We start from the raw sequence: 21840 nt of genomic DNA, 5'->3' as shown, positions 1-21840 counted from the left end.
ATGATCCTCAGCAAGCGCCCCGACATCGAACGCTTCCTCGGCCGGCCCGATCCGCAGATCCGCGCCGCGCTGATCTACGGCCGCGACATCGGCGTCGTCCGGGACCGCGGCCATGCGCTGGCCGCCAAGCTGGTCCCGAACCCCGACGACCCCTTCGACGTGGCGATCCTCACCGAGGCCGACCTCGCCGACGACGGCGGCCGGCTGGAAGGCGAGCTCGCCGCCCAGTCGCTGATGGGCGGCCGCCGCCTGGTGCGGCTGCGGCTCACCGCCGAGAAGCCTGCCGCCGACCGGGCCGCGGCCGAGGCCCTGGAGCGGCACGCCGCGGGGCAGCTGAACCCCGACGCCTTCTTCCTCATCGAGGCCGGAAATCTCGACCGCGCCTCGGCCCTGCGGAAGGCCGCCGAGAAGGCCCCGGGGGCCGCGGCGATCCCCTGCTACGAGGACGAGCCCGGCGACGTGGCGCGGCTGGTCCGCGAGACCCTGGCGCGGGACCAGGTGGCGCTGAGCACCGAGGCGCTGAACCTCTTCGTCGGGCGCCTGCCGAAGGAGCGCGGCGTCGCGCGGCAGGAGATCGAGCGCCTGGCGCTGTTCCTCGGCCCGGGCAGCGGCGCGACGGCGACGCCCGCCGACCTCGAGACCTTCCTGGGCGTCGAGCCCGAGGCCTCCCTCGCCGACGCGGCCGCCGATGCCTTCGGCGGCCGGCTGGCGGACGCCCAGGCCGGCCTGCGCCGCGCCGCCCAGGAGGGCGAGAGCGGGCCCGCCGCCGTCCGCGCCATCGGCATCCATCTGGGCAGGCTCCGCCGCACGCTGACCCTCATCAAGGCCGGGGCCGGACCGCAGGAGGCGGCGAAGGCCTCCGGCGTGTTCTGGAAGCAGGAGCGGGAGTTCCTGCGCCAGATCCGCTCGTGGTCGCTGGACGAGCTCGACCGGCTGCAGCCGCAGGTGCTCGAGGCCGACCGGGCCTGCAAGACCGCGGGCTCGCCCGACCGGCTGATCGCCGAGCGGCTGGCGCTCACCGTCGCCGGCCGGGCGCGCAGGCTGGGGCTGTAGCGACGGATCGCCGGTCGGGCCTCCCCCCCGGACATGGCGGCCGATTGACGGGCCGCGGGGCCGCGCTACGGTTTCATACCGGACCTTCGGAGAATCCGGACCTGGGAGGCCACTTCATGCTGCGGGCCCTATGCCTTGCGGGCGCCCTGCTCGCCCTCGCCGTTCCCGCGCACGCCCAGGACCAGGCTCCCCGGCCGGCGACCACCTACAAGGCCCCGCGCGGCGCCGACGGCCGCCCCAGCCTCGACGGCGTCTGGACCAACGCCGCGATCACCCGCCTGGAGCGCAACCCGCGGCACGGCGCGACGCTGGCGCTCAGCGAGGAACAGGTCGAACGGATCGAGGCGCGCGAGCGCGCCCAGATCGCGCTGGGCGACCGCCCCACCGACCCCAACGCCACGGTGCTGGACCTGCCGGCGGACTGTTCGGGCGGCCGCGGCACGGACTGCAACTACAACGCCGCCTGGACCGACCCCGGCCATGTGGTCATGCGCGTGAACGGCCAGGGGCGGAACGGCTTCGTCACCGTGCCCGCCGACGGCCGCGTGCCGATCCGCAAGGATTTCAGGGGCGGCCTCTACGGCCGGCGGCTGCCCCCGGGCCTTGCAATCAACGACAACCCCGAGAGCCGGGCCCTGGGCGAGCGCTGCCTGCTGTCGTTCGGCAATTCCTCGGGGCCGGTGATGCTGCCGGGGCTCTACAACAACACCTACCAGTTCGTGCAGACGAAGGACCATGTGGCCATCGTGGTGGAGATGGTCCACGACACCCGCATCATCCCCATCGGCGGCAAGCACCGCACCGACGGCGTCCGGCCCTGGATGGGCGACTCGATCGGGTGGTGGGACGGCGACACGCTGGTGGTCGAGACGGTCGGCTTCCACCCGCAGCAGGTCTTCCGCGGCGCGTCCGAGAACCTCAAGGTCACCGAGCGCTTCACCCGCGTGGGCGCCGACCGCATGCACTACGGCTTCTGGGTCGAGGACCCCACGGTGTTCAGCCAGCCGTGGGGCGGCGAGTACGAGTTCCAGCGGATCCCGGGGCTGGTCTACGAATACGCCTGCCACGAGGGCAACTACGGCCTCGCCAATATCCTCTCCGGCGCGCGGGAGGAGGAACGCACCGGCGTCAGGACCGCGCCCACCAACGTGGACCAGAAGGCCGCCCAGGTGGGCGAAGAGGGCGAGGAAGGCTGAGGGGTTGCGGCGCTGGGGCAGGGGCGTGACGGAGGCCCTCCGGGTCTCGCGCGGTGGCCCAACGGCAGCGCGGTGAGGGGCTCGGCCGGGCAATCAAGCGGAGACTAGGTCTTCAGCCGCCACCCGCTGCGGAAGATCCAGGTGACGGCCGCGAGGCACAGGCCCAGGAAGCCCAGGGTGGCCGCGAGGCTGACGCCGACGCCCACGTCCGAGACGCCATAGAAGCTCCAGCGGAACCCGCTGACCAGGTAGACCACGGGGTTGAAGAGCGCGATGGTCTTCCAGACCCCCGGAAGCATGTCGATCGAGTAGAAGCTGCCGCCCAGGAAGGTGAGCGGCGTCACCACCAGCATGGGGATGATCGAGAGCTTCTCCCAGCCGTCCGCCCAGATCCCCGTGAGGAAGCCGAACAGGCTGAAGGTGACCGACGTCAGCACCAGGAACGAGAGCATCAGCAGCGGATGCTCGATTTCGTACGGCACGAAGATCCGGGCGGTGGCCAGGATCACGAGGCCCAGCACCACCGACTTCGTCGTCGCCGCCCCGACGTAGCCCAGCACCACCTCCGCGGCGGACACGGGCGCCGACAGGAGCTCGTAGATCGTCCCGGCGTACTTCGGCATGTAGATGCCGAACGAGCCGTTCGAGATGCTCTCGGTGAGGATCGACAGCATGATCAGGCCCGGCACGATGAAGGCGCCGTAGCTGACGCCGTCCATGGTGGGCATCCGGCTGCCGATCGCCGCGCCGAAGACGATGAAATAGAGCGAGGTGGTGATCACCGGCGCCGCGATGCTCTGCACCAGCGTGCGCAGCCAGCGGTGCATCTCGAAGAGGTAGATGGCCCGGACGGCGTGGAGGTTCATGCGCGCGCTCCCCGCACCAGGCTGACGAAGATGTCCTCGAGGCTGGATTCCTCGGTGCGCAGGTCCTTGAAGTCGATGCCGCGCTCGGACAGCCGCCTGAGGAGCTCGGCGATGCCGGTGGACTCGGCCTGTGCGTCGAAGGCGTAGACGAGCTCGGTCCCCTCGCCCGCGAGCTCGAGTGCGAAACCGTCGATCGCCGGCGCCTGGGTCAACGGCTCCTGCAGATGCAGCGTGAGCTGCTTCTTGCCCAGCTTGCGCATCAGCTGGGCCTTCTCCTCCACCAGGATGAGCTCGCCGTGGGAGATCACGCCGATGCGGTCGGCCATCTCCTCGGCCTCCTCGATGTAGTGGGTGGTCAGGATGATGGTGACGCCGCTCTCGCGAAGGCGGCGCACCATGTCCCACATGTCCCGGCGCAGCTCGACGTCCACGCCGGCCGTCGGCTCGTCGAGGAACAGGATCGAGGGCTCGTGGCTGAGCGCCTTGGCGATCATCACGCGGCGCTTCATGCCGCCCGAGAGCGCCATGATCTTGTCGTTGCGCTTGTCCCAAAGGCTGAGGTCCCGCAGCACCTTCTCGAGGTGCGCCGGGTTCGGCCCCTTGCCGAAGAGGCCGCGGCTGAACTTCACCGTATCCCAGACGGTCTCGAAGGCGTCGGTCGACAGCTCCTGCGGGACGAGGCCGATGCGGGCGCGGGCCGCGCGGAAGTCGCGGACGATGTCGTGGCCGTCAGCGGTCACCCGGCCGGCGGTGGGCCGCACCAGCCCGCAGACGATGCCGATCAGGGTGGTCTTGCCGGCTCCGTTGGGGCCCAGGAGCGCGAAGATCTCGCCGCTGCGGATCTCCAGGTCCACGCCCTTCAGCGCCTGGAAGCCCCCGGCGTACGTCTTCGAGAGACCCTCGATGGTGATGATGGGCGTGGCCACGGCCTCTCCTTCGGAACGTCCCCAGATAGGACGCGACGGGCGATGCGGCCAGACCGACCTTCGCCCGCAGCGGGCCGAACATCGCATAAAGGTTTCTTTATATCTTTGTTGCGAGACTGGGCGGCCGCGGCTATAGGAGCCGCCAACGCATTCCCGCACCAGGATTGAAGATGACCGACTACGTCGTGAAGGATCTCTCGCTTGCCGACTGGGGCCGCAAGGAGATCGAGATCGCCGAAACCGAGATGCCCGGCCTGATGGCCGTGCGCGCCGAGTTCGGCAAGGCGCAGCCCCTGAAGGGCGCGCGGATCGCCGGCTCGCTGCACATGACCATCCAGACGGCGGTTCTGATCGAGACCCTCCAGGCGCTCGGCGCCGAGGTCCGCTGGGCGTCCTGCAACATCTTCTCGACCCAGGATCACGCCGCCGCCGCCATTGCGGCCAAGGGCACCCCGGTCTTCGCGATCAAGGGCGAGACGCTGGTCGAGTACTGGGAGTACGCGCACAAGATCTTCGAGTGGCACGACGGCGGCTACCCGAACCTGATCCTGGACGACGGCGGCGACGCGACGCTGCTGTGCGTCCTGGGCCCGAAGGCCGAGAAGGACCCGACCCTCCTCAACAACCCGACGAACGAGGAGGAAGAGGCGCTCTACACGGTGATGAAGCGCTACCTGAAGGAGAAGCCGGGCTTCTACACGGCGATCCGCGACGCCTGTAAGGGCGTGTCGGAAGAGACCACCACGGGCGTCCATCGCCTGTACCAGATGCACGAGCGCGGCGAGCTGCCGTTCACGGCCATCAACGTCAACGACAGCGTCACCAAGTCGAAGTTCGACAACCTCTACGGCTGCCGCGAGAGCCTGGTGGACGCGATCCGCCGCGGCACCGACGTGATGCTGGCCGGCAAGGTCGCGGTCGTCCTCGGCTACGGCGACGTGGGCAAGGGGTCGGCCGCCTCGCTGCGCAACGGCGGCGCGCGCGTGGTGGTCACCGAGATCGACCCGATCTGCGCCCTGCAGGCGGCGATGGAGGGCTATGAGGTCCAGACGATGGAAGACGTCGCCGACAAGGCCGACATCTTCGTCACCGCCACCGGCAACAAGGACGTGCTCACCGTCGACCACATGCGGCGGATGAAGAACAACGCCATCGTCTGCAACATCGGCCACTTCGATTCCGAGATCCAGATCGCGGGCCTGCGCAACTACAAGTGGGACAAGATCAAGGATCAGGTCCACCACGTCGAGTTCCCGGACGGCAAGAAGATCATCGTGCTGTCGGAAGGCCGCCTCGTGAACCTGGGTAACGCCACGGGCCACCCGTCGTTCGTGATGTCGGCGTCCTTCACCAACCAGACGCTCGCCCAGATCGAGCTCTGGCAGAACGGCGCCAAGTACGAGACCAAGGTCTACACCCTGCCCAAGCACCTCGACGAGAAGGTGGCCATGCTCCACCTCGAGAAGCTGGGCGCGAAGCTGACGACCCTGTCGAAGGATCAGGCCGACTACATCGGCGTGGCGCCGCAGGGTCCGTTCAAGCCCGAGCACTACCGGTACTAGCTCTAGGGTTGCGTGGCGCACGCCCAGGAGGCGTGCGCCATTGACCCACACCCTTGATCGCCGAACGCTGTCATCGCTTCGGATGGGGGTGCGGAATGAATCGGACGACCTTGGCCGCGATCGTTGGCGCCGCCATCGGCGCGTTGGCTGCAGGGACGGCCCAGGCGGCCGTGACCACCTATACGGACTTCGGCGCCTTCTCGGCGGCGAGCGTCCCACTCTCCCTCGAGACCTTCAACAGCGTCGTCGGGGAACCCAATTTCCGCACGAGCCCGCTCACCGTCGGCGATCTGACACTGGCGGGTTTTGGGAACCAGCTTGGTCGGAACTTCATCGATCAACCCCCTGCCGCGTTCGGGGAGTTCGAGATCGACGGCACGGCCAACGTGAATGCCTTCGTATCGGCCAACGGGTCGGGAGGGTTCACGCTGACCTTCGCGAACGCCGTCACGTCGTTCGGCGCCACATTCGCGGCGCTTCAGGATGACGACTTGCGGACGCAGCTCACGATTGGCGCCGAGGTGGTCGCGCCGCCTCTCCAGACGGGCGCCACCGTCTTTTTCTTCGGCATCGTTTCTGACACGGCCTTCAACACCATCACCTTCTCGAGCTCCGCCAACGTCAACGACGGCTTCTCGTTCGACAACGTCTACTACGGAGCCGGAGGCGTGGTTCCTGAGCCGGCGGCTTGGGCCCTCATGATCGGCGGCTTCGGCCTGGCTGGCGCCAGCCTGCGCCGTCGCGCGAAGGCTGTCGCCTGACATAGGCGCCACCAGGGTTAGAGTTTCTGAGCCGCTCACCATTTCTGGTAGAATTGCGCTGGACCGGCCCGCAGCATCTGAGCTACGGGCACAAGCTGTGCCGCTCGCGCTGATCCTGTCGTCGTTCGTCGCCGCCTCGCGGATTGGTGGGGCGGCGCAGCAGTATGTGCTGGCGGCGCACAAGATCGATCCCGTGCTCGCGCCGACGGTGATGTTCGGCCGGACGCCGGCCCGCGGCGGGCGTGGCGAGGTCACCTCGCCCGACGTGTTCCAGCGCATGCTGGGCGACATCGAGGCCGACGCGCTGTTCGGCATGGTCGACCTGATCATCACCGGTCACTTCTCCAGCCCCGAGCAGGTGGAGATCGCCGCGGGGGTGATCGGACGCGTTCGCAACGCGGATCGGAACGACGCCTGGGGCGCGCGGCCGCTGGTGCTGGTGGACCCGATACTGGGCGACGCGCCCAAGGGCCTCTACGTGACGTACGAGGTCGCCCAGGCGGTGGAGGACCGGTTGGTCCCGCTGGCCGACTGGCTGACCCCCAACCTCTGGGAGCTGGCGTTCCTGGCCGATCGCCAGATCGACACCGCCGCGGCGGCGCGCGACGCGGCGCGGAGCCTGGGCAAGCCGGCGCTCGTCACCTCCGTCCCCGCCGGCGAGGGCGAGATCGGCCTGCTCTACGTCGACAAGGAAGAGGCGGTGCTGTTCGCCCATCGCCGCATCGCCATGGCGCCCAACGGGACGGGCGACCTGGTCACCGCGAGCTTCGGCGCGGGGCTGGTGGAAGGCCGCGATCCCCGCGACGCCGCGGAACGTGCAGCGCGGGCGGCGGCCGAGACGGTCGCTGCGGCCGAGGCCTGGAAGTCCACCGAACTGCCGATCGTCGCCCTGGCCGAGCGCATCGTGAACCCCGCCGCCCAGGTGCGCGTCGAGAACCTCTGACCCCCGCCGACGGGGGTCCTTGCGCCGCGCGGCGAGGGGCGTACGAGTCGGCGCATGACGGACATCCATGGCTTCGCCCCCGCCCGCTTCGCGGCGGTCAAGGACGCCTTCGCGGCCAGCTTCGCGGCGGGCGAGGAGCTCGGCGCGCGCTTCACGCTGGTCGAGGCGGGCGAGGTGGTGCTCGACCTCATGGGCGGGTTCGCCGACCGCCGGCGGGAGCGCCGCTGGGCCGAGGACACGCTGGCGCCGGTGTTCTCGACCACCAAGGCCGTGGCCGCCCTCATGATCGCGCGCCTGGTGGACGTGGGCCGCCTCGACTACGGCCAGACGGTCGCCAGCGTCTGGCCCGAGTTCGGCCAGGCCGGGAAGGCGGCGGTCACCGTCGAGCAGATGATCTCGCACCAGGCGGGCCTGCCCGGCTTTCCGGAGCCGATGGACCCCGCGCTCTGGGCCGACTGGGACGCGATCTGCGGCCGGCTGGCGGCCATGGCGCCCATGTGGCCCCCCGGAACGGCGAGCGGTTACCACCCGGTGACGGTGGGCTATCTCGTGGGCGAGATCTTCCGCCGGGTGGACGGGCGGTCCATCGGCGCGGCGTTCCGCGAGGATCTGGGCGAACCGTTCGGGCTCGACCTCTGGATCGGCCTGCCGGCCGAGGCCGAGGGGCGCGTCGCGGAGCTGCAGCGGCCCAGCGCGATGCCCGACTTCGGCGAGATCAATGCGGCCACCCGGGCCGCCTTCCTCGCGCCCTGGTCGTCCGCCGCCGGCAAGGCCGGGGCTGACTACCGGCGCATGGAGGTGCCCTCCACCAACGGCTACGCAACGGCGGAGGCGCTCGCGCGGCTGATGGGCGCGCTGGCCAACGACGGCTGGCTGGACGGCGGCGAGGTCCTGTCGCCCGCCCTGATCGCCGAGGCCAGCCGCGAGCGCATCCGGGGCCAGGACCTGGTGCTCCCCTACGAGATGAGCTGGGCTGCGGGCTTCATGCGCAATGAACCCTGCTTTCCGTGGGGCCCGTCGCCCGGCGCGTTCGGCCACTCCGGATGGGGCGGCGCCTGCGCCTTCGCCGATCCTTCGCGCAAGCTGGGCGGCGCCTATGTGATGAACAAGCAGGGTGTCGCCCTCATGGGCGACGCACGGCCGAAGCGGCTCATCGAACTCGCCTACGATGCGCTGTAGGCCGCCCACGAAAAAGGGCCCCGAAGGGCCCTGATCCGTCGCTTCAATCCGCCGGGGCGGACGGAGGTCACGCACCCAGGCCGGCGGTCCCGAAGGCGGCGACGAGGCCGAGGGCCAGGAGGTACATCGGAGCGATCCGGTCGAAGATCTTGAAGGTCATGACACACACCTTGAGTTTGGTTTGGAACCCCGGGGGAGCGGGGCTGTCCGTCTGGACAATGTTTAGATAGCACCATCTGAACGCTGCATAGATCAGCGATTTCGCAGGTTCGCTATGCGTTTGCGCATGCGCGCCAGCCGCGGCGTTCAGGGAGTTGGCGGCGCGGTCTCGGCCAGCGCGGCCCGCAACTGGCGCGCGCGGCGCCAGGCGCCAAGGATGAACACGGCCGCGCCCGTCCAGATGAAGGCGAACGACGCGGCGTGCAGCGCCGTGAAGGGCTCGCCCTGGGCGACACCGATGGCGAAGCCGATGGTCGGTCCGATGAACTGCAGGAAGGCCATGGTCGAGAGCGGCAGCCTTCGCGCGCACCAGGAGAACAGGGCCAGGGGCACCGCGGTGATCGGCCCCGCGGCCACGAGCCACGCCGTCGCGGCCGGCGAGACCGTGAAGTGCCCGGCGCCCCGGCTCTGCAGCCACGCCAGGAAGACGAGCGAGGGAAGCAGCAGGATCAGGCACTCGACGAAGAGGCCGGTCTGCGCGTCGGCCTGGACCTGCTTGCGGACCACGCCGTAGCCGCCGAACGAGAAGGCGAGGGCGAGGGCGATAATGGGCAGGTGGCCCAGCGCGAAGCCCTGGAAGAGGACGCCGACGGTGGCCAGCCCGATGGCGCTCCAGCCGAAGCGGTCGATCCGCTCGCGGAAGATCAGCGCGCCGGACGCCATGTTGACCAGCGGCGTGATGTAGTAGCCGAAGCTGCCCTCCAGCACCCGGCCCGAGTTCACCGCCCAGATGTAGATCGCCCAGTTGGTGGCGATCAGCGCGGTCGAGAGGCTGAGCCAGGCCAGCGTCCGGGGCGTTCGGAGGACCTGTACGATCTGCCGCCACTGGCGCGCCGCCAGCGCCAGGACGAGCGCGGTCGGCACACCCCAGACGACCCGGTGCGCCATGATCTCCCACGACGAGGCGCCGAACGACGCCATGGCCTGGAAGACGAGGGGCACGAAGCCCCAGATGAGGTAGCAGGCGATCCCGGCCGTGAGCGCGCGACCGCCTCCGGTGGTCAACACCTATATGCTTTCGACCCTGACCTCTTCATGGCCGGGGGCGAGCTTCGCCGGGCGCTCACGGAGGGCTCATCCTAGGCGAGCGCCTTCTGCTTGATCAGGCCGCGCTCGTGCAGGAGCTGGGCGATCTGCACGGCGTTGAGGGCCGCGCCCTTGCGCAGGTTGTCGGCTACGACCCACATCGACAGGCCATGCTCGACGGTGGGGTCCTTGCGGATCCGGCTGACATAGACCGGGAACTCGCCCTGGGCTTCCTTGGGCGTGATGTAGCCGGTGGGCTCGCGCTTATCGATCACGATCAGCCCCGGCGCCTCGCGCAGGATCTCGCGGGCCTCGTCCTCGTCGAGCGGTTCGTGGAACTCGATGTTCACCGCCTCGGAGTGGCCGACCATCACCGGCACGCGCACGCAGGTGACGGTGAGCTTGATCTCCGGATCGATCATCTTGTGGGTCTCGTTCCACATCTTGGCTTCCTCGTCGGTGTAGCCGTCGGGGAGGAACGCGCCGATGAACGGGATCACGTTGAAGGCGATCTGCTTCGGGAACTTCTTGGGCTCGCTGGGGCCCAGGACGAAGATGCCCTTGGTCTGGTCCCAGAGCTCGTCCATGCCTTCCTTGCCGGCGCCGGACACCGACTGGTAGGTGGCCACCACCACGCGCCTGATCTTGGCCCGGTCGTGCAGCGGCTTCAGCGCCACGACCAGCTGGGCGGTCGAGCAGTTCGGGTTGGCGATAATGTTCTTGCGGTCGGCCCAGGTGACGTCGTCCGGGTTCACCTCGGGCACGATCAGCGGCACGTCCGGGTCCATGCGCCAGGCGGAGGAGTTGTCGATCACGATGGGGCCGGCGGCGCCGATCTTCGGCGACCACTCCTTGGAGAAGCTGCCCGAGACGCTCATCAGGACGACGTCGACCTTCGAGAAGTCGAACTGCTCGATGTCCTCGCACTTGATGATCTTGTCGCCGAAGCTGACCTCGACGCCGATCGACTTGCGGCTGGCGATCGCATGCACCTTGTCGATGGGGAAGTTCACTTCCTCCAGGATGTTCAGCATCTCGCGGCCCACGTTGCCCGTGGCGCCGACCACCGCGACCCGGTAGCCCATGACAACTCTCCTGACTGGGGAGCGATCCCCTACGCGCCTCGCGCCCGCGAGGCAAGGCGAGCGATCCTCAAGCGCGCCTCAGATCCCCTGATCGGCGCCCCTCGCGCGACGGTTCGACCGCGACCGTAGCAACTGTGGCGCGGAGGCCTTACGGAACCCCGACGCGAAAGGAGCGAAGACTTGGCTGAGACCACCGGCATGCCGTTCTCCGACCTCATGGGCCTGGAGGTGATCGAGCGCACGCCGGCGCGGGTGCGCGGCCGCCTGGTGGTGCGCGAGGATCTCTGCACCGCCGGCGGCATCCTGCACGGCGGCGCCTTCATGGCGATGGCCGACGCCCTGGGCGCGATCGGCGGGGTGCTCAACCTGCCCGCCGGCGCGCGCACCACGACGCTGGAGAGCAAGACCAACTTCCTGCGGGGCGCGCCGGTCGGCAGCGTGGTGGAGGGCGAGACGACGCCGCTCCACGTCGGCCGCCGCTCGTCGGTCTGGCAGACGCGGATCACGGACGCCGAGGGCAAGCTGCTCTGCCTGGTCACCCAGACACAGATGACGATCCTGCCCGAGTAGCCGCCCGCCGGGGGGCGGATGAGACGCAGGCGAAAGTCGCGGCCGCGTTTTGAGACGCTGGGAGAAGGCCGGCGAGCCGGCCAGGCGCTATCCTGGAGCGGCCAGCAGGTGCGCTGGCGCAGCGTCCGCCGGGGGGTTCGAGTGCGTCTGATTGCTGTCCTGATCGTTGCGGCGCTGGCCTGCGCGGCGCAGCCGGCCGCGGCCCGTGTCACGATCGTCCGGCTCACCGGGGTCGCGAACGGTACCGACAACGGGCATCTGAGCGCCCCCTCCCCCTTCGGCGTCCGGCAGCTGGTGGTGGGACCCACCGGCTCCACGCTCGGCTTCGTCGAGGCGCTTCCCTTCACGCTCGAGGTCCACATCGACGAGAGCCTGGGCGGACTCGACCTCTTCCCGACGGGGCAGGATCGCTACGGCGACGGCCCGCAAAGCCCGGTCACCGCGATCTTCACGATGAACGGCTTCAGCCATGCGTTCGGCAATCTGCACAGCAACGCGTCGAAGGGCTTCGGAGCCATCGACAGCTTCTACGTCCAGGCGCTCGAGCAGCGCCAGCGGCCGCCCATGACCGGCGCCTTCACCAACGTGACCGGCAACCTGAGCGTCACCATGAACCTGAGGTCCCCGGTCTTCTCGTCGTACGACTACGCCGAGCCGGCGTCGTGGATCCGGGGCCCCGGCAACGCCCGCGGGGACGCGGCGTTCGGCAGCCTTTCGCTGGCGATCCAGGACACCACGGGCAGCCCCTTCGCCTTCGTCCTGGGACCGGAGCGGACGGCGAACCTCGACCTGCGGATCGACAGCCTCACGGTGTCGGCGGCCGTGCCCGAGCCCGCGACGTGGCTCGTGCTGATCCTGGGCTTCGGAGCGGCGGGCTGCGCCCTTCGCCGCCGGGCCGGCCGGACTGCGGTCGTCTGAGCCTGCGGCAGGCGGGCTATTCGCCGGCCATCTTCAGGATCGCCGCCCATTCCCCGGCCGTGACCGGCGACACCGAGAGCCGGCCCTGGCGGATCATCTTCAGATCGGCGAGGGCCGGGTTCGCCTTCATGTCGGCGAGGCTCACCGGCGACTTCAGGCGGCGGACCGGCTTCAGCTCCACGGCCACGAAGCGGCCGGTCTCGTCGCTGGCGTCGGGGAAGGCCGCCTTCGAGACGGCCGCGATCGCCACGACCGCCTTGCCCTCGCCCGAGTGGTAGAAGAGCACCTGGTCGCCGACCTGCATCTCGTTGAGGTGGCCGCGGGCGGTGAAGTTGCGCACGCCGTCCCAGACCGTCGCGCCGTCGCGCTCGAGGTCGTCGTAGCCGTAGGTCTCGGGTTCGGACTTGACCAGGAAGTAAGCCGTCATCGCCACGCGCCTCCGCGATCCCAGAGGGCGGGACCATGCCATGGGCGGCGCGTCGCGGGCTAGGCGGTGCGGGCCGCGGCGTAGTGCTGACGGACGTCGGCGAGGCCGGCCATGATCCGCAGGCGCTCCTTCCTGTCCGGCTTGCCGCTCACGACGAAGCGCCAGGCGCGGATGTGCACGGCGATGGCCTGGCGATCGTAGACCTCGTCGGCGAGGAACTCGGCCAGCAGCTCGTCGAGGCTCTGCACCACCTCGCCCGCGCCGTCGCGGCCCACGTCGGGATAGCTGGCGGCCACGTCCTTCAGGACCTCGATCTGCGCGCGGTCGAAGGTCCGGCCCATGCCGGCGAGCAGGCCCTCGGCCAGCGCCAGGACGTCGGCGTCGCCGGCCCGGCGGCCGGGCTTCTTCGGCTCGGCGAGGATGTCTTCGTCCATGCCGCTAGATGCTAAACGCGCCGGCTTAACGGACGCCTACCGGGCGTCCAGATACTTGACTCCGTCAATTAAACGGCGAGAGGTTCGGGCATGACCGGGATCGACACCGTGGCCGCCGTGCGCCGCTTCAACCGCTTCTACACGCGCGCCATCGGCGTGCTGGACCGCGGCTACCTGGGCTCGCCCTACACGCTGGCGGAGAACCGGGTCCTGTGGGAGGTCGCCCACGCCGACGGGACGACCCCGGGCGCGATCGCGGCCAGCCTGGGGCTGGACGCCGGCTACCTGTCACGGATCCTGCGCCGGCTGGAGCGGGACGGACTGCTGGCGCGGTCGCGGTCGCCGCACGACGGGCGCAGCGTGACCCTGCGGCTGACCCCCGCGGGCCGGGACACCTTCGCGACGCTCGACCGGCGCTCGGCCGCCCTGGTGGAGGCGCTAGTGGGCCGCCTGACTGGGCCGCAGAAGGCCGAGCTGGCCCAGGCGCTGGGCCGCGCCGAGGCGCTGCTGGACAGCGATCCCGTCCGGCCGCCGATCGTCCTGCGCCCCCACCGGATCGGCGACATGGGCTGGGTGACCGAGCGCCACGCGGTGCTCTACGGCCGCGAGTACGGGTGGGGCGCCGGCATCGAGGCGGTGACCGCGCGGATCTGCGCCGACTTCCTCGAGCACCTGGATCCGGCGCGCGAGCGCTGCTGGATCGCCGACCGCGCCGGCGAGCGGCTGGGCTGCGTGTTTCTGGTGAAGGAGGACGAGACGACCGCGCGCCTGCGCCTGCTGCTGCTGGAGCCGGCGGCGCGGGGCGAGCGGCTGGGCCGGCGGCTGGTGGACGAGTGCGTCGCCTTCGCCCGCGCGGCGGGCTACCGCGAGATCGTGCTCTGGACGCACCAGGTGCTGACGGCCGCGCGCGCCATCTACGCCGCGGTGGGCTTCGAGATCACCGAGACCTGGACGCACGACGACTTCGGCAAGCCCGAGGTCAGCGAGACCTGGCGGCTGAAGCTCTGACGGCCTGAACGTCCCGAGGACGCCGTCGATGGGCGAACGGCGCGCTAAAGAGCCTCTCTTCTCCATCTCCGCCGCGGCGAGCTTGGGAAGCGCCTCGCGCCAAAGCTTCCTCAGTCCCGGGCCTCGTCCAGGAGCCGGCGCACCTTCTGGAGCGTGGGCAGGATGGCCGCCAGCTCAGCCTCGTCGACCTCGGAGAACAGATCCTGGAACAGGGGCTCGAGGCTCGCGACCGCCGCGTCGCGCGCCGCCCGGCCGGCGGGCGTCACGCTGACCGCCTTGGCCCGGCCGTCCGCGGGGTCGGGTTCGACCACGACCCAGCCCTCGGCTTCGAGCCGCTTCAGCGTGCCCGTCACCGCCGCCTTGGTCACCTGCAGGGCGCCGGCGATCCGCGACGGCGCGCGGCGCGCGTGGCCCATCCGGATCATGTGGTTCAGGACGGTGAAGCCGGCCATCGAGAGGCCGGGCGGCATCACCCGCTCGGCGGCCGTGCGGGCCAGGTGCTCGATGATGCCGATCTCGTTGAAGAAGACGAAGGCCGTCGGGTCGGCGGGCGGCTTCATGCGCGGATGTGCTCGGCGAGGCCGCGGCGGGGCGCCGGCCCGGCCGGTTTCGCGCGGCCGGCGCGCACCAGCATCTGCAGCGGCGCGGTGGGCGACGCGCCCAGCAAGGCCTGGGTCTCGCGGTAGGGGCCGGCCATCTCGGGGAACTCCTGCAGCGTCATGCTCCAGGGGTGCAGCGACAGCCCCTTCGTCGTGGCGGTCAGCTGCATGCGCGCGTAGGCCCGGCCGGCGGCGAGCTGGGTGGCGCGGCTGTTGTCGGGCCCCCGGAGCCAGACGAAGGCCGGGGTGGCGGCCAGCATCTTCAGCCACATGTCCTCGCCGCTGCGCGAGGCGAACGACTTCGGGTCCGCCAGCGTCTCGTGGGACATGAGCCCGAGCGCCGCGAGGCCGTCGATCATCGGCCCCTCCAGCGCGATCCCGTCGCGGTGGCGGGCGATCTCCTCACGGCCGATGCGCATCAGCCGCACCGACTCCATGTGCGTGGCGGTGGTGGAGCCCTCGATGCGGAACCCCTCGCCGCCCAGGGCGACTAGGCGCGCCCGCCGCGCGGCGTCGGTCACCGATCCGGCCGTCAGCGGCGCGGGCGCGGCGGCCGTGATCGCCGCGAGCTCGGCCTCGGCCGGCGGGCGCTTCAGGTCGAACGGCTGGCGGTTGGTGTGTCGGCGGAGGATCTGCGCGAACAGCGGGTCGGGCCGCACCGACGGTTCGGCCGCCAGCCGGACATGCGCCACCGGGCGGTCGTCGAGCACCGGCTGGGGCTCGCCCTCGGGCCAGGGCGTGACGTCGGCCCGCAGGCCGCGCTGCGCCGCCGCGATCGCGAGCACCTCCAGGAACGCGCCGCAGCCCAGGACGATCTGCCGGTTCGGCGGGTCGGTCGCCGGCAGCAGGCGCGTGCGGTCCACGTGCAGCACGATCTCGTCGCGGCCCGGCAGGTCCACCAGCCAGGGCTGCCGGTTGTGCGGGTTCGGGGCGAGGATCGCGTGGGCCAGCGCCCACCGCCGGGGATCCGTCTCCCCCGCGCCCGGATTGCGCCAGGCCGCGGCCGGATCGGGCCCCGCCGGCGCGCCGCACGCCGCCAGGGGCGCGGCGGCGGCCAGGACTTCTAGGACATGGCGGCGGGTGGGCATCGGCGCACTCCGTTTAGACCTAAACCATCTAGCTAAGATCTAAACCATTTTCAGGCCCTGTCCAGCGTGGATGTCAGTCGCGGTGCCGGCGAGCCTTCCAGATCGCGTCTTCCAGGGCGCGCGCGAAGGCCGCCCGCTCGCCGGGGCTGAGGGCCTGCGCCACCGGCGTCTCCCGCCCCGACAGCGCGAGCCGGAGCGCCGTGACCCGGTCCTCCTCGTCCCGCTCGGCAGCGACCCGGGTGAACGCGGTGGGGCTCTCCCAGACGACCCGGGTCTCCTTCGGGCTCTCGTAGGTGACGGTCACCTCGGCGGGGCTGACCTGGACCCGCTGGACGATGCGCCCGGCGCGGAAGCTGGCCATGAACGCCACGACCACCGCCAGCACGTCGATCGCCAGGAACGGCAGCAGGACGAAGACCGCGCCCATCCGCAGGAACACCAGCGCCGAGGCGCAGTTCGCCGCGGTGATCAGGCTGATCAGGATGATGAAGCCGCGGTCGGACAGCGACCGGTTGGGCCGGATCTCCGCGTCCATGTAGAGGGCCGCCGCAGGCATGGCTGCGGACACTATTCCGGTCGCCGCAGAAGTCCACTATCCCAACCGCCATGACCGATCACACCTGGGCCAGGGGCCGCATCGCGCTCGTCACGGGGGCAACGTCGGGCTTCGGGGAGGCCATGGCGCGGCGCCTGGTCGCCGGCGGCGCCAAGGTGATCGCCACGGGCCGCCGGGTGGACCGCCTGCAGGCGCTCGCCGACGAACTGCGCACGCCCGACCTCCTCACGCGCGAGCTCGACGTGCGCAGCCCCGACTCCATCGACGCCCTGCTGCCGAGCCTGCCGGCCGGGTTCCAGGCCATCGACGTCCTCTACAACAACGCCGGCCTGGCGCTGGGGCTGGGCAAGGCGCACGAGGCCTCGCTCGACGACTGGACGACGATGATCGACACCAATGTGACGGGGCTCGTCCGCATCACCCGCGCGGTGCTGCCCGGCATGGTGGAGCGCAACCGCGGCGACGTGATCAACCTGTCGTCGGTGGCGGCCAGCTACCCGTACCCCGGCGGCAACGTCTACGGCGCGACGAAGGCGTTCGTGCGCCAGTTCTCGCTGAACCTGCGCGCCGACCTCCTGGGCACGAAGGTGCGGGTCACCTCCATCGAGCCCGGAATGGCCGACACCGAGTTCTCGCTGGTGCGGTTCGCCGGCGACCGCGAGAGGGCGGACAACGTCTACAAGGGCGTCCACGCCATGAGCGCCGACGACGTGGCCCTGGTCTGCGAGAGCGTGCTGAGGCTCCCGGCGCACATCAACGTCAACACCCTGGAGCTGATGCCGGTGCAGCAGGCCTTCAGCCCCTTCGCCGTCGATCGGGGCGGCTAGCGCGGCCGTGCCCAGACCCGCCGGACCGCCGCGCCGCAAGCTCAAGCCCGCCGAACAGGCGCGGATCGCCGAGCTGTTCGCGCGCTTCGAGGCGCAGGAGTCGGATCCGCGCACCGAGCTCGATTACGCCAGCCCCTACACGCTGGTCGTGGCCGTCGCCCTCTCGGCCCAGGCCACCGACGTCTCGGTCAACAAGGCCACCGCGAAGCTGTTCGCGGTCGCCGATACGCCGCAGAAGATGCTGGCGCTGGGAGAGGACGGCCTGAAGCCGTTCATCAGCTCCATCGGGCTCTTCAACATGAAGGCCCGCAACGTCGTCCGGATGGCCGAGATCCTGGTCGAGCAGTACGGCGGCGAGGTGCCTCTGGAGCGCGAGAAGCTGCAGGCGCTGCCGGGCGTCGGCCGCAAGACCGCCTCGGTGGTCCTGAACGAGCTGCGCATCGAGCCGGCGATCGCGGTGGACACCCATGTCTTCCGCGTCGGCCATCGCCTGGGTCTCTCGACGGGCAAGACGCCCGACAAGGTCGAGCAGGACCTGATGGCCATCGTCCCCGAACCGTACCTGACCCGCGCCCACCACTGGCTGATCCTGCACGGCCGCTACACCTGCCTCGCGCGCCGGCCGAAATGCGAAGCCTGCCCCGTCGCCGACCTCTGCCCCAGCCGGCGCCTGTTCGTCCGCTAGGCTGACGGCGGGAAAGCGCCGTCAATCAACCACGGACCACACGGACCACACGGACGGCAGTGTTCCCGGGCTGGTTCGCCGCGCACCCGATAACCCGGTCATCCCGGCGAAGGCCGGGATCCGGATGGAAGGGCTCAGATGGGGGGGCCGCGGGTTCGGAGCTCCTCCCGTCACGACCTCGCACCTGGATCTGGGTCCCGGCATTCGCCGGGACGGTCGGACTTATTCAGATCGCGGGGATCGAGTCGCGTCTGACCTTAAGCAGCCAGCGCCTGTTCGGCGGCGATCACGCGGCTCGCGGCGTTGACCACGGCGGCGATGCGGAGCGCGGCCTGGATCTGCTGGGCCGGCACGCCGTGCTTCTTCAGCTCGGCCTCGTGGGCGTCCAGGCACATGCCGCAGCCGTTCACCGCCGAGACGGCCGTGGACCACAGCTCGAAGTCCGCCTTCTCGACTCCCGGATTGGCCAGCACGTTCATGCGCAGCCGGGCCGGCAGGGTGCGATATTCGCCGTTCGAGAGCAGGTGCAGCGAGCGGTAGTAGACATTGTTCATGCCCATGATCGCCGCGGCGGCCTTGGCGGCGGTGCTGGCCTCGGCCGAGAGCCCGGCGGCGTCGGCGGCTGCTTCCACCGCCTGGATCACGGCGGGCTGGCCGATGGCGTGGGCCGAGGCGACGAACGCGCCCCACTTCTGCTGGTCGTTGAGCGTGGTCTCGGAGGCGAGGCTGCCGAGGTTCAGGCTGATGTCCTTGGCGTACGCGGGCAGCGCGTCGCGCAGGGTGTCGAGCGACATGGTCGTCTCCGGAATGTCGGGAAAAGCCCCGAGGCGCTCGGGGGAGGTGAGCGCCCCGGGGCAGTCGCCGTGGCCGCGGGTGTGTGCGTTCGCGGCCTCGGGTAGGGGAAGTCGGGCGCCTACGCGGCCTTGAGCGTCTCGCCGCCAACCGAACGGTTGCACGGGCAGAGCTCGTCGGTCTGCAGAGCGTCCAGCACGCGGAGCGTATCCTGCGGATTGCGGCCCACATTGAGATTCGTCACGTAGACGTGCTGCACCACGTTGTCCGGGTCGACGATGAAGGTGGCCCGCTGGGCGACGCCCTCGTCCTCGTTCAGCACGCCCAGGTCGCGGGCGAAGCGGCCGCCGTTGTCGGCGAAGTTCCAGATGGCGAGTTCCCGCAGGTCCGGATGCTCGCGCCGCCAGCCGAGCTTGGAGTGCTCGTTGTCGGTGGAGCCGCCGATCACCACCGCGTCACGGTCGGCGAACTCGCGGTTGAGGCGGGCGAACTCGGCGATCTCGGTCGGGCAGACGAAGGTGAAGTCCTTCGGGTAGAAGAAGATCACCTTCCACTTCCCGGGGAAGCTCTCCTTGGTGAGGGTCTCGAAGGCGCTCTCGCCATTCTCCTCGTGGCGCATGAACTTGGGCTTCACACCCACGACCTTGAAGTCCGGCAGCGTCTGACCAATACCCAGCATGAGAGACAACTCCTTGAGTTTCCTGGCGAAGCGCGGGTGCGCCGTCGCGTCGGAACGGGAGATAGGGTCTCGGGGGCCACTATTCCAATTGATAGTTTTTGGGATTTGAATAGGGTGGCTCTATGTTACCGACGATCCGCCAGCTGCAGTACCTGAAGCTGCTCGCCGAGCACGGGGCGTTCGGGAAGGCGGCCGAGGCGGCCCACGTCACCCAGCCCACCCTGTCGGCCGGCATCCAGGAGCTGGAGCGCACCCTGGGCGCGCCGGTGGTCGACCGCGCCCGCACGGGGGTGATCCTGACGCCGGTCGGCGAAGAGGCGCTGCGCCGCGCCACGGTGATCCTCAACGAGGCCGAGGAACTGGTCGAGTCCGCCAAGAACGCGGGCCAGCCGCTGACCGGCCGCTTCCGGCTGGGCGTCATCCCGACCATCGCGCCGTTCCTGCTGCCGGGCGCTCTGCCCCTGCTGAAGCAGCGCTTCCCCCGCCTGCGCCTGTTCCTGCGCGAGGACCTGACGCAGCGCCTGATCGCCGAGCTGAAGGCCGGCCGGCTGGACGCGGCCCTCATCGCGCTCCCCTACGACATGGCGGGGCTGGAGTGGGCGCACGTGGCCGACGACGAGCTCCTGGCCGCCATGCCGGCCGACCATCCGCTGGCGCGGGCGCCGTCGGCGACGCCCGAGGCCCTGGAGCGCGAGAACCTGATCCTGCTCGAGGACGGCCATTGCCTGCGCGAGCACGCCCTGTCCGCCTGCAAGCTCTCGCCGCCGCGCGCGGGGATCGGCGAGGAGCCGTTCGCCGCCACCTCGCTGCCCACCCTGGTGCAGATGGTGGGCTCGGGGCTGGGGGTGACCTTCCTGCCCGAGATGGCCGTGGAGGCGGGCCTGACCCGGGCCGCCAACGTGGCGGTCAAGCCGATCGCGGCCGAGCATGCCGTGCGCGAGATCGTGGTCGCCTGGCGCGCCGGGTCGAACCGCCGCGCCGAGGGCCGGCTCCTCGCCGACGTGCTGCGCGACGTCTGAACCGCCGCGCGCGGCTGAGGATCGAAAGCGGGCAGCGCTCTCCAAAGCTGTCATCCCGGTTTCGCCGCAGGCGAAGACCGGGACCCATAGACTCCGTGGCTCCGGAAGGGGCGCGGCGGCGGCGGCTGCGGGCCGCCCCGACCATCGGGCGCGTATGGGTCCCGGCTCTCCCCCCGGCTTTCGCCGGGGTCCGGCCGGGATGACAGCTGGGAGGGTGCGATCTCAAACCCTGTCATCCCGGTTTCGCCGCAGGCGAAGACCGGGACCCATAGACTCCGTGGTTCCGGAAGGGGCGCGGCGGTGACGGCTGCGGGCCGCCCCGGCCATCGGGCGCGTATGGGTCCCGGCTCTCCCCCCGGCTTTCGCCGGGGTCCGGCCGGGATGACAGCTGAGAGGGCGGGGGCGCTGTAGGGGGCCAGGCTCAACCCAAAGCTTCCGACCGTCCCGGCGAATGCCGGGACCCAGATCCTCGGGCGGGGTGGTGGTGGGAAGGGCTCCGAGCCTGCGGAACCCGCTTCCGCGCCATTCCATCTGGGGTCGGGTGTTGGGTGGGGCTCTACTTCAAACGGCTGTCATCCCGGTTTCGCCGCAGGCGAAGACCGGGACCCATAGACTCCGCGGTCCCGGAAGGGGCGCGGCGGCGACGCTGGCGGGCCGCCCCGACAATCGGGCGCGTCTGATGACAGCTGGAAAATCCGCTTGCGGCCCGGAACAGTTTCGATGTATCTAAATTTCAGACATATCGAAACTAGGTCTAAAACATGCATCGACACTTCCACGAACACCGGTTCCTCCGCAGCCGCCACGGCTGGGGCGGCCACGTCGGGCGCGAGCACGGCCGGGGCGGGCGGCACGGCCGCCGCTTCGGCCGCTTCTTCGAGCACGGCGACCTGCGCTACGTCGTCCTGGCGCTGCTCGCCGAGCGGTCGCGCCACGGCTACGAGCTGATCAAGGAGCTGGAGGACCGGACCGGCGGCGCCTATCGGCCCTCGCCGGGCGTGGTCTATCCGACCCTCGCCATGCTGGAGGACGAGTCCATGATCCGCCAGGCGGCGGGCGAGACCGGCCGCAAGCAGTTCGAGATCACCGAGTCCGGCCAGGCCGAGCTCGAACGCCACCGCCCGACGGTGGACGCCCTGTTCGCCCGCATGGACGAGGCGGGCCGCGCCTCCGGGCCCGGCCGCCCCCGCGTGGGCCGCGCGATGATGAACCTCGGGATGGCGCTGAAGAACCGCATGTCGCGCGGCGTCACCGAAGCCGAGCTCGATCGCATCGTGGCCATGATCGACGACACCGCCGCGGCCATCGAAAAGGCCTGACGGCCCCCGGGCGATCCTCCCCGCCTGTCGACCTGAGCCTCCGCGGCGAACGCGGAGGCTCTCTTTTTCCGCCGTCCGTGCTTTGCTGTGGGAAAAGAGGGGA

At 70.4% G+C, this 21840-nt stretch carries 24 protein-coding genes; 13 read left to right on the top strand and 11 right to left on the bottom strand.

Annotated features, from left to right (window positions below; all coding sequences use genetic code 11):
• Together holA and AC2D8W_RS18130 are read left to right on the top strand one after the other, a co-directional pair.
• Entirely contained in the window at positions 1-1053 is a 1053-nt protein-coding gene (holA, locus tag AC2D8W_RS18135) for a DNA polymerase III subunit delta (RefSeq protein WP_293479669.1), read from the top strand.
• A 116-nt stretch (positions 1054-1169) separates the two neighbouring features.
• The gene (locus AC2D8W_RS18130) at positions 1170-2249 is read left to right on the top strand and encodes a hypothetical protein (protein ID WP_293479671.1); all 1080 of its coding nucleotides are present in this window, start codon (positions 1170-1172) and stop codon (positions 2247-2249) included.
• A 104-nt stretch (positions 2250-2353) separates the two neighbouring features.
• Here the strand turns inward: AC2D8W_RS18130 and AC2D8W_RS18125 are convergent, their stop codons facing one another.
• Together AC2D8W_RS18125 and AC2D8W_RS18120 are read right to left on the bottom strand one after the other, a co-directional pair.
• On the bottom strand, positions 2354-3115 hold the full coding sequence (locus AC2D8W_RS18125) for an ABC transporter permease (protein ID WP_484672692.1): 762 nt from the start codon (positions 3113-3115) through the stop codon (positions 2354-2356).
• Positions 3112-4041, bottom strand: coding sequence for an ABC transporter ATP-binding protein (locus AC2D8W_RS18120; RefSeq protein ID WP_484672691.1), 930 nt, complete (start codon positions 4039-4041; stop codon positions 3112-3114). Before AC2D8W_RS18120 ends, AC2D8W_RS18125 begins: the two co-directional genes overlap by 4 nt.
• A 170-nt stretch (positions 4042-4211) precedes the next feature.
• Here AC2D8W_RS18120 and ahcY point away from each other — a divergent pair, with 170 nt between their 5' ends.
• From ahcY to AC2D8W_RS18100, 4 genes are all read left to right on the top strand, one after another.
• Positions 4212-5603 (top strand): adenosylhomocysteinase, encoded by a 1392-nt coding sequence (ahcY, locus tag AC2D8W_RS18115; RefSeq protein WP_484672690.1) that lies wholly within the window; start codon positions 4212-4214, stop codon positions 5601-5603.
• A gap of 95 nt (positions 5604-5698) precedes the next feature.
• Positions 5699-6364, top strand: a complete 666-nt coding sequence (locus tag AC2D8W_RS18110; RefSeq protein ID WP_484672689.1) for a PEPxxWA-CTERM sorting domain-containing protein — start codon at positions 5699-5701, stop codon at positions 6362-6364.
• A gap of 97 nt (positions 6365-6461) precedes the next feature.
• Complete coding sequence (locus tag AC2D8W_RS18105; protein WP_484672688.1) at positions 6462-7307, top strand: PfkB family carbohydrate kinase; 846 nt, start codon at positions 6462-6464, stop codon at positions 7305-7307.
• A 54-nt stretch (positions 7308-7361) separates the two neighbouring features.
• Entirely contained in the window at positions 7362-8486 is a 1125-nt protein-coding gene (locus tag AC2D8W_RS18100; protein WP_484672687.1) for a serine hydrolase domain-containing protein, read from the top strand.
• A 306-nt stretch (positions 8487-8792) separates the two neighbouring features.
• Here the strand turns inward: AC2D8W_RS18100 and rarD are convergent, their stop codons facing one another.
• Both rarD and AC2D8W_RS18090 read right to left on the bottom strand, forming a co-directional pair.
• On the bottom strand, positions 8793-9713 hold the full coding sequence (gene rarD, locus AC2D8W_RS18095; RefSeq protein WP_484672686.1) for an EamA family transporter RarD: 921 nt from the start codon (positions 9711-9713) through the stop codon (positions 8793-8795).
• A gap of 71 nt (positions 9714-9784) precedes the next feature.
• Complete coding sequence (locus AC2D8W_RS18090; protein WP_484672685.1) at positions 9785-10816, bottom strand: aspartate-semialdehyde dehydrogenase; 1032 nt, start codon at positions 10814-10816, stop codon at positions 9785-9787.
• 180 nt (positions 10817-10996) lie between these two features.
• On the opposite strand from AC2D8W_RS18090, the gene AC2D8W_RS18085 reads away from it, so the two are divergent.
• Together AC2D8W_RS18085 and AC2D8W_RS18080 are read left to right on the top strand one after the other, a co-directional pair.
• Positions 10997-11386, top strand: a complete 390-nt coding sequence (locus tag AC2D8W_RS18085; protein ID WP_293479680.1) for a PaaI family thioesterase — start codon at positions 10997-10999, stop codon at positions 11384-11386.
• Between the two features lie 141 nt (positions 11387-11527).
• Complete coding sequence (locus tag AC2D8W_RS18080) at positions 11528-12304, top strand: PEPxxWA-CTERM sorting domain-containing protein (protein WP_484672684.1); 777 nt, start codon at positions 11528-11530, stop codon at positions 12302-12304.
• Between the two features lie 16 nt (positions 12305-12320).
• On the opposite strand, the gene AC2D8W_RS18075 is transcribed toward AC2D8W_RS18080, so the two are convergent.
• Both AC2D8W_RS18075 and AC2D8W_RS18070 read right to left on the bottom strand, forming a co-directional pair.
• On the bottom strand, positions 12321-12731 hold the full coding sequence (locus AC2D8W_RS18075; RefSeq protein WP_484672683.1) for an EVE domain-containing protein: 411 nt from the start codon (positions 12729-12731) through the stop codon (positions 12321-12323).
• Between the two features lie 59 nt (positions 12732-12790).
• Positions 12791-13165 carry a hypothetical protein gene (locus AC2D8W_RS18070; protein ID WP_484672682.1) on the bottom strand — a complete coding sequence of 125 codons (375 nt, stop codon included), beginning with the start codon at positions 13163-13165 and terminating at the stop codon, positions 12791-12793.
• Positions 13166-13255: 90 nt separating this feature from the next.
• Here AC2D8W_RS18070 and AC2D8W_RS18065 point away from each other — a divergent pair, with 90 nt between their 5' ends.
• Positions 13256-14173, top strand: coding sequence for a bifunctional helix-turn-helix transcriptional regulator/GNAT family N-acetyltransferase (locus AC2D8W_RS18065; protein WP_484672681.1), 918 nt, complete (start codon positions 13256-13258; stop codon positions 14171-14173).
• 110 nt (positions 14174-14283) lie between these two features.
• On the opposite strand, the gene AC2D8W_RS18060 is transcribed toward AC2D8W_RS18065, so the two are convergent.
• The 3 genes from AC2D8W_RS18060 to AC2D8W_RS18050 form a co-directional block, all read right to left on the bottom strand.
• Positions 14284-14733, bottom strand: coding sequence for a MarR family winged helix-turn-helix transcriptional regulator (locus AC2D8W_RS18060; RefSeq protein ID WP_484672680.1), 450 nt, complete (start codon positions 14731-14733; stop codon positions 14284-14286).
• On the bottom strand, positions 14730-15860 hold the full coding sequence (locus AC2D8W_RS18055) for an Acg family FMN-binding oxidoreductase (protein WP_484672679.1): 1131 nt from the start codon (positions 15858-15860) through the stop codon (positions 14730-14732). Before AC2D8W_RS18055 ends, AC2D8W_RS18060 begins: the two co-directional genes overlap by 4 nt.
• Positions 15861-15933: 73 nt before the next feature.
• A complete protein-coding gene (locus AC2D8W_RS18050; RefSeq protein ID WP_484672678.1) occupies positions 15934-16416 on the bottom strand; it encodes a DUF2244 domain-containing protein in 483 nt (160 codons plus the stop codon).
• Between the two features lie 50 nt (positions 16417-16466).
• Here AC2D8W_RS18050 and AC2D8W_RS18045 point away from each other — a divergent pair, with 50 nt between their 5' ends.
• Both AC2D8W_RS18045 and nth read left to right on the top strand, forming a co-directional pair.
• Positions 16467-17243, top strand: coding sequence for an SDR family NAD(P)-dependent oxidoreductase (locus AC2D8W_RS18045; protein ID WP_484672677.1), 777 nt, complete (start codon positions 16467-16469; stop codon positions 17241-17243).
• Positions 17244-17250: 7 nt separating this feature from the next.
• Positions 17251-17928 (top strand): endonuclease III, encoded by a 678-nt coding sequence (gene nth / locus AC2D8W_RS18040; RefSeq protein WP_484672676.1) that lies wholly within the window; start codon positions 17251-17253, stop codon positions 17926-17928.
• 257 nt (positions 17929-18185) lie between these two features.
• Here the strand turns inward: nth and ahpD are convergent, their stop codons facing one another.
• Together ahpD and AC2D8W_RS18030 are read right to left on the bottom strand one after the other, a co-directional pair.
• The gene (gene ahpD, locus AC2D8W_RS18035; protein ID WP_484672675.1) at positions 18186-18722 is read right to left on the bottom strand and encodes an alkylhydroperoxidase, AhpD family; all 537 of its coding nucleotides are present in this window, start codon (positions 18720-18722) and stop codon (positions 18186-18188) included.
• 119 nt (positions 18723-18841) lie between these two features.
• Positions 18842-19399 (bottom strand): peroxiredoxin, encoded by a 558-nt coding sequence (locus AC2D8W_RS18030; RefSeq protein WP_293483484.1) that lies wholly within the window; start codon positions 19397-19399, stop codon positions 18842-18844.
• Between the two features lie 122 nt (positions 19400-19521).
• Here AC2D8W_RS18030 and AC2D8W_RS18025 point away from each other — a divergent pair, with 122 nt between their 5' ends.
• Complete coding sequence (locus tag AC2D8W_RS18025) at positions 19522-20418, top strand: hydrogen peroxide-inducible genes activator (RefSeq protein ID WP_484672674.1); 897 nt, start codon at positions 19522-19524, stop codon at positions 20416-20418.
• Positions 20419-21179: 761 nt separating this feature from the next.
• On the top strand, positions 21180-21737 hold the full coding sequence (locus AC2D8W_RS18020; RefSeq protein WP_484672673.1) for a PadR family transcriptional regulator: 558 nt from the start codon (positions 21180-21182) through the stop codon (positions 21735-21737).
• The last annotated feature ends 103 nt before the right edge of the window (positions 21738-21840 follow it).

This window comes from Phenylobacterium sp. T106, from assembly GCF_057219735.1.
The sequence above is the reverse complement of the archived record's forward strand: the minus strand, read 5'-3'. Positions and strand labels throughout refer to the sequence as shown.

Excerpts from the sequence above, each read along its gene's own strand:
- holA (WP_293479669.1), top strand. The coding sequence starts at position 1 with ATGATCCTCAGCAAGCGCCCCGACATCGAACGCTTCCTCGGCCGGCCC.
- AC2D8W_RS18130 (WP_293479671.1), top strand. The coding sequence starts at position 1,170 with ATGCTGCGGGCCCTATGCCTTGCGGGCGCCCTGCTCGCCCTCGCCGTT.
- AC2D8W_RS18125 (WP_484672692.1), bottom strand. The coding sequence starts at position 3,115 with ATGAACCTCCACGCCGTCCGGGCCATCTACCTCTTCGAGATGCACCGC.
- ahcY (WP_484672690.1), top strand. The coding sequence starts at position 4,212 with ATGACCGACTACGTCGTGAAGGATCTCTCGCTTGCCGACTGGGGCCGC.
- AC2D8W_RS18110 (WP_484672689.1), top strand. The coding sequence starts at position 5,699 with ATGAATCGGACGACCTTGGCCGCGATCGTTGGCGCCGCCATCGGCGCG.
- AC2D8W_RS18100 (WP_484672687.1), top strand. The coding sequence starts at position 7,362 with ATGACGGACATCCATGGCTTCGCCCCCGCCCGCTTCGCGGCGGTCAAG.
- AC2D8W_RS18090 (WP_484672685.1), bottom strand. The coding sequence starts at position 10,816 with ATGGGCTACCGGGTCGCGGTGGTCGGCGCCACGGGCAACGTGGGCCGC.
- AC2D8W_RS18075 (WP_484672683.1), bottom strand. The coding sequence starts at position 12,731 with ATGACGGCTTACTTCCTGGTCAAGTCCGAACCCGAGACCTACGGCTAC.
- AC2D8W_RS18070 (WP_484672682.1), bottom strand. The coding sequence starts at position 13,165 with ATGGACGAAGACATCCTCGCCGAGCCGAAGAAGCCCGGCCGCCGGGCC.
- AC2D8W_RS18065 (WP_484672681.1), top strand. The coding sequence starts at position 13,256 with ATGACCGGGATCGACACCGTGGCCGCCGTGCGCCGCTTCAACCGCTTC.
- AC2D8W_RS18060 (WP_484672680.1), bottom strand. The coding sequence starts at position 14,733 with ATGAAGCCGCCCGCCGACCCGACGGCCTTCGTCTTCTTCAACGAGATC.
- AC2D8W_RS18055 (WP_484672679.1), bottom strand. The coding sequence starts at position 15,860 with ATGCCCACCCGCCGCCATGTCCTAGAAGTCCTGGCCGCCGCCGCGCCC.
- AC2D8W_RS18050 (WP_484672678.1), bottom strand. The coding sequence starts at position 16,416 with ATGCCTGCGGCGGCCCTCTACATGGACGCGGAGATCCGGCCCAACCGG.
- AC2D8W_RS18045 (WP_484672677.1), top strand. The coding sequence starts at position 16,467 with ATGACCGATCACACCTGGGCCAGGGGCCGCATCGCGCTCGTCACGGGG.
- ahpD (WP_484672675.1), bottom strand. The coding sequence starts at position 18,722 with ATGTCGCTCGACACCCTGCGCGACGCGCTGCCCGCGTACGCCAAGGAC.
- AC2D8W_RS18030 (WP_293483484.1), bottom strand. The coding sequence starts at position 19,399 with ATGCTGGGTATTGGTCAGACGCTGCCGGACTTCAAGGTCGTGGGTGTG.
- AC2D8W_RS18025 (WP_484672674.1), top strand. The coding sequence starts at position 19,522 with ATGTTACCGACGATCCGCCAGCTGCAGTACCTGAAGCTGCTCGCCGAG.
- AC2D8W_RS18020 (WP_484672673.1), top strand. The coding sequence starts at position 21,180 with ATGCATCGACACTTCCACGAACACCGGTTCCTCCGCAGCCGCCACGGC.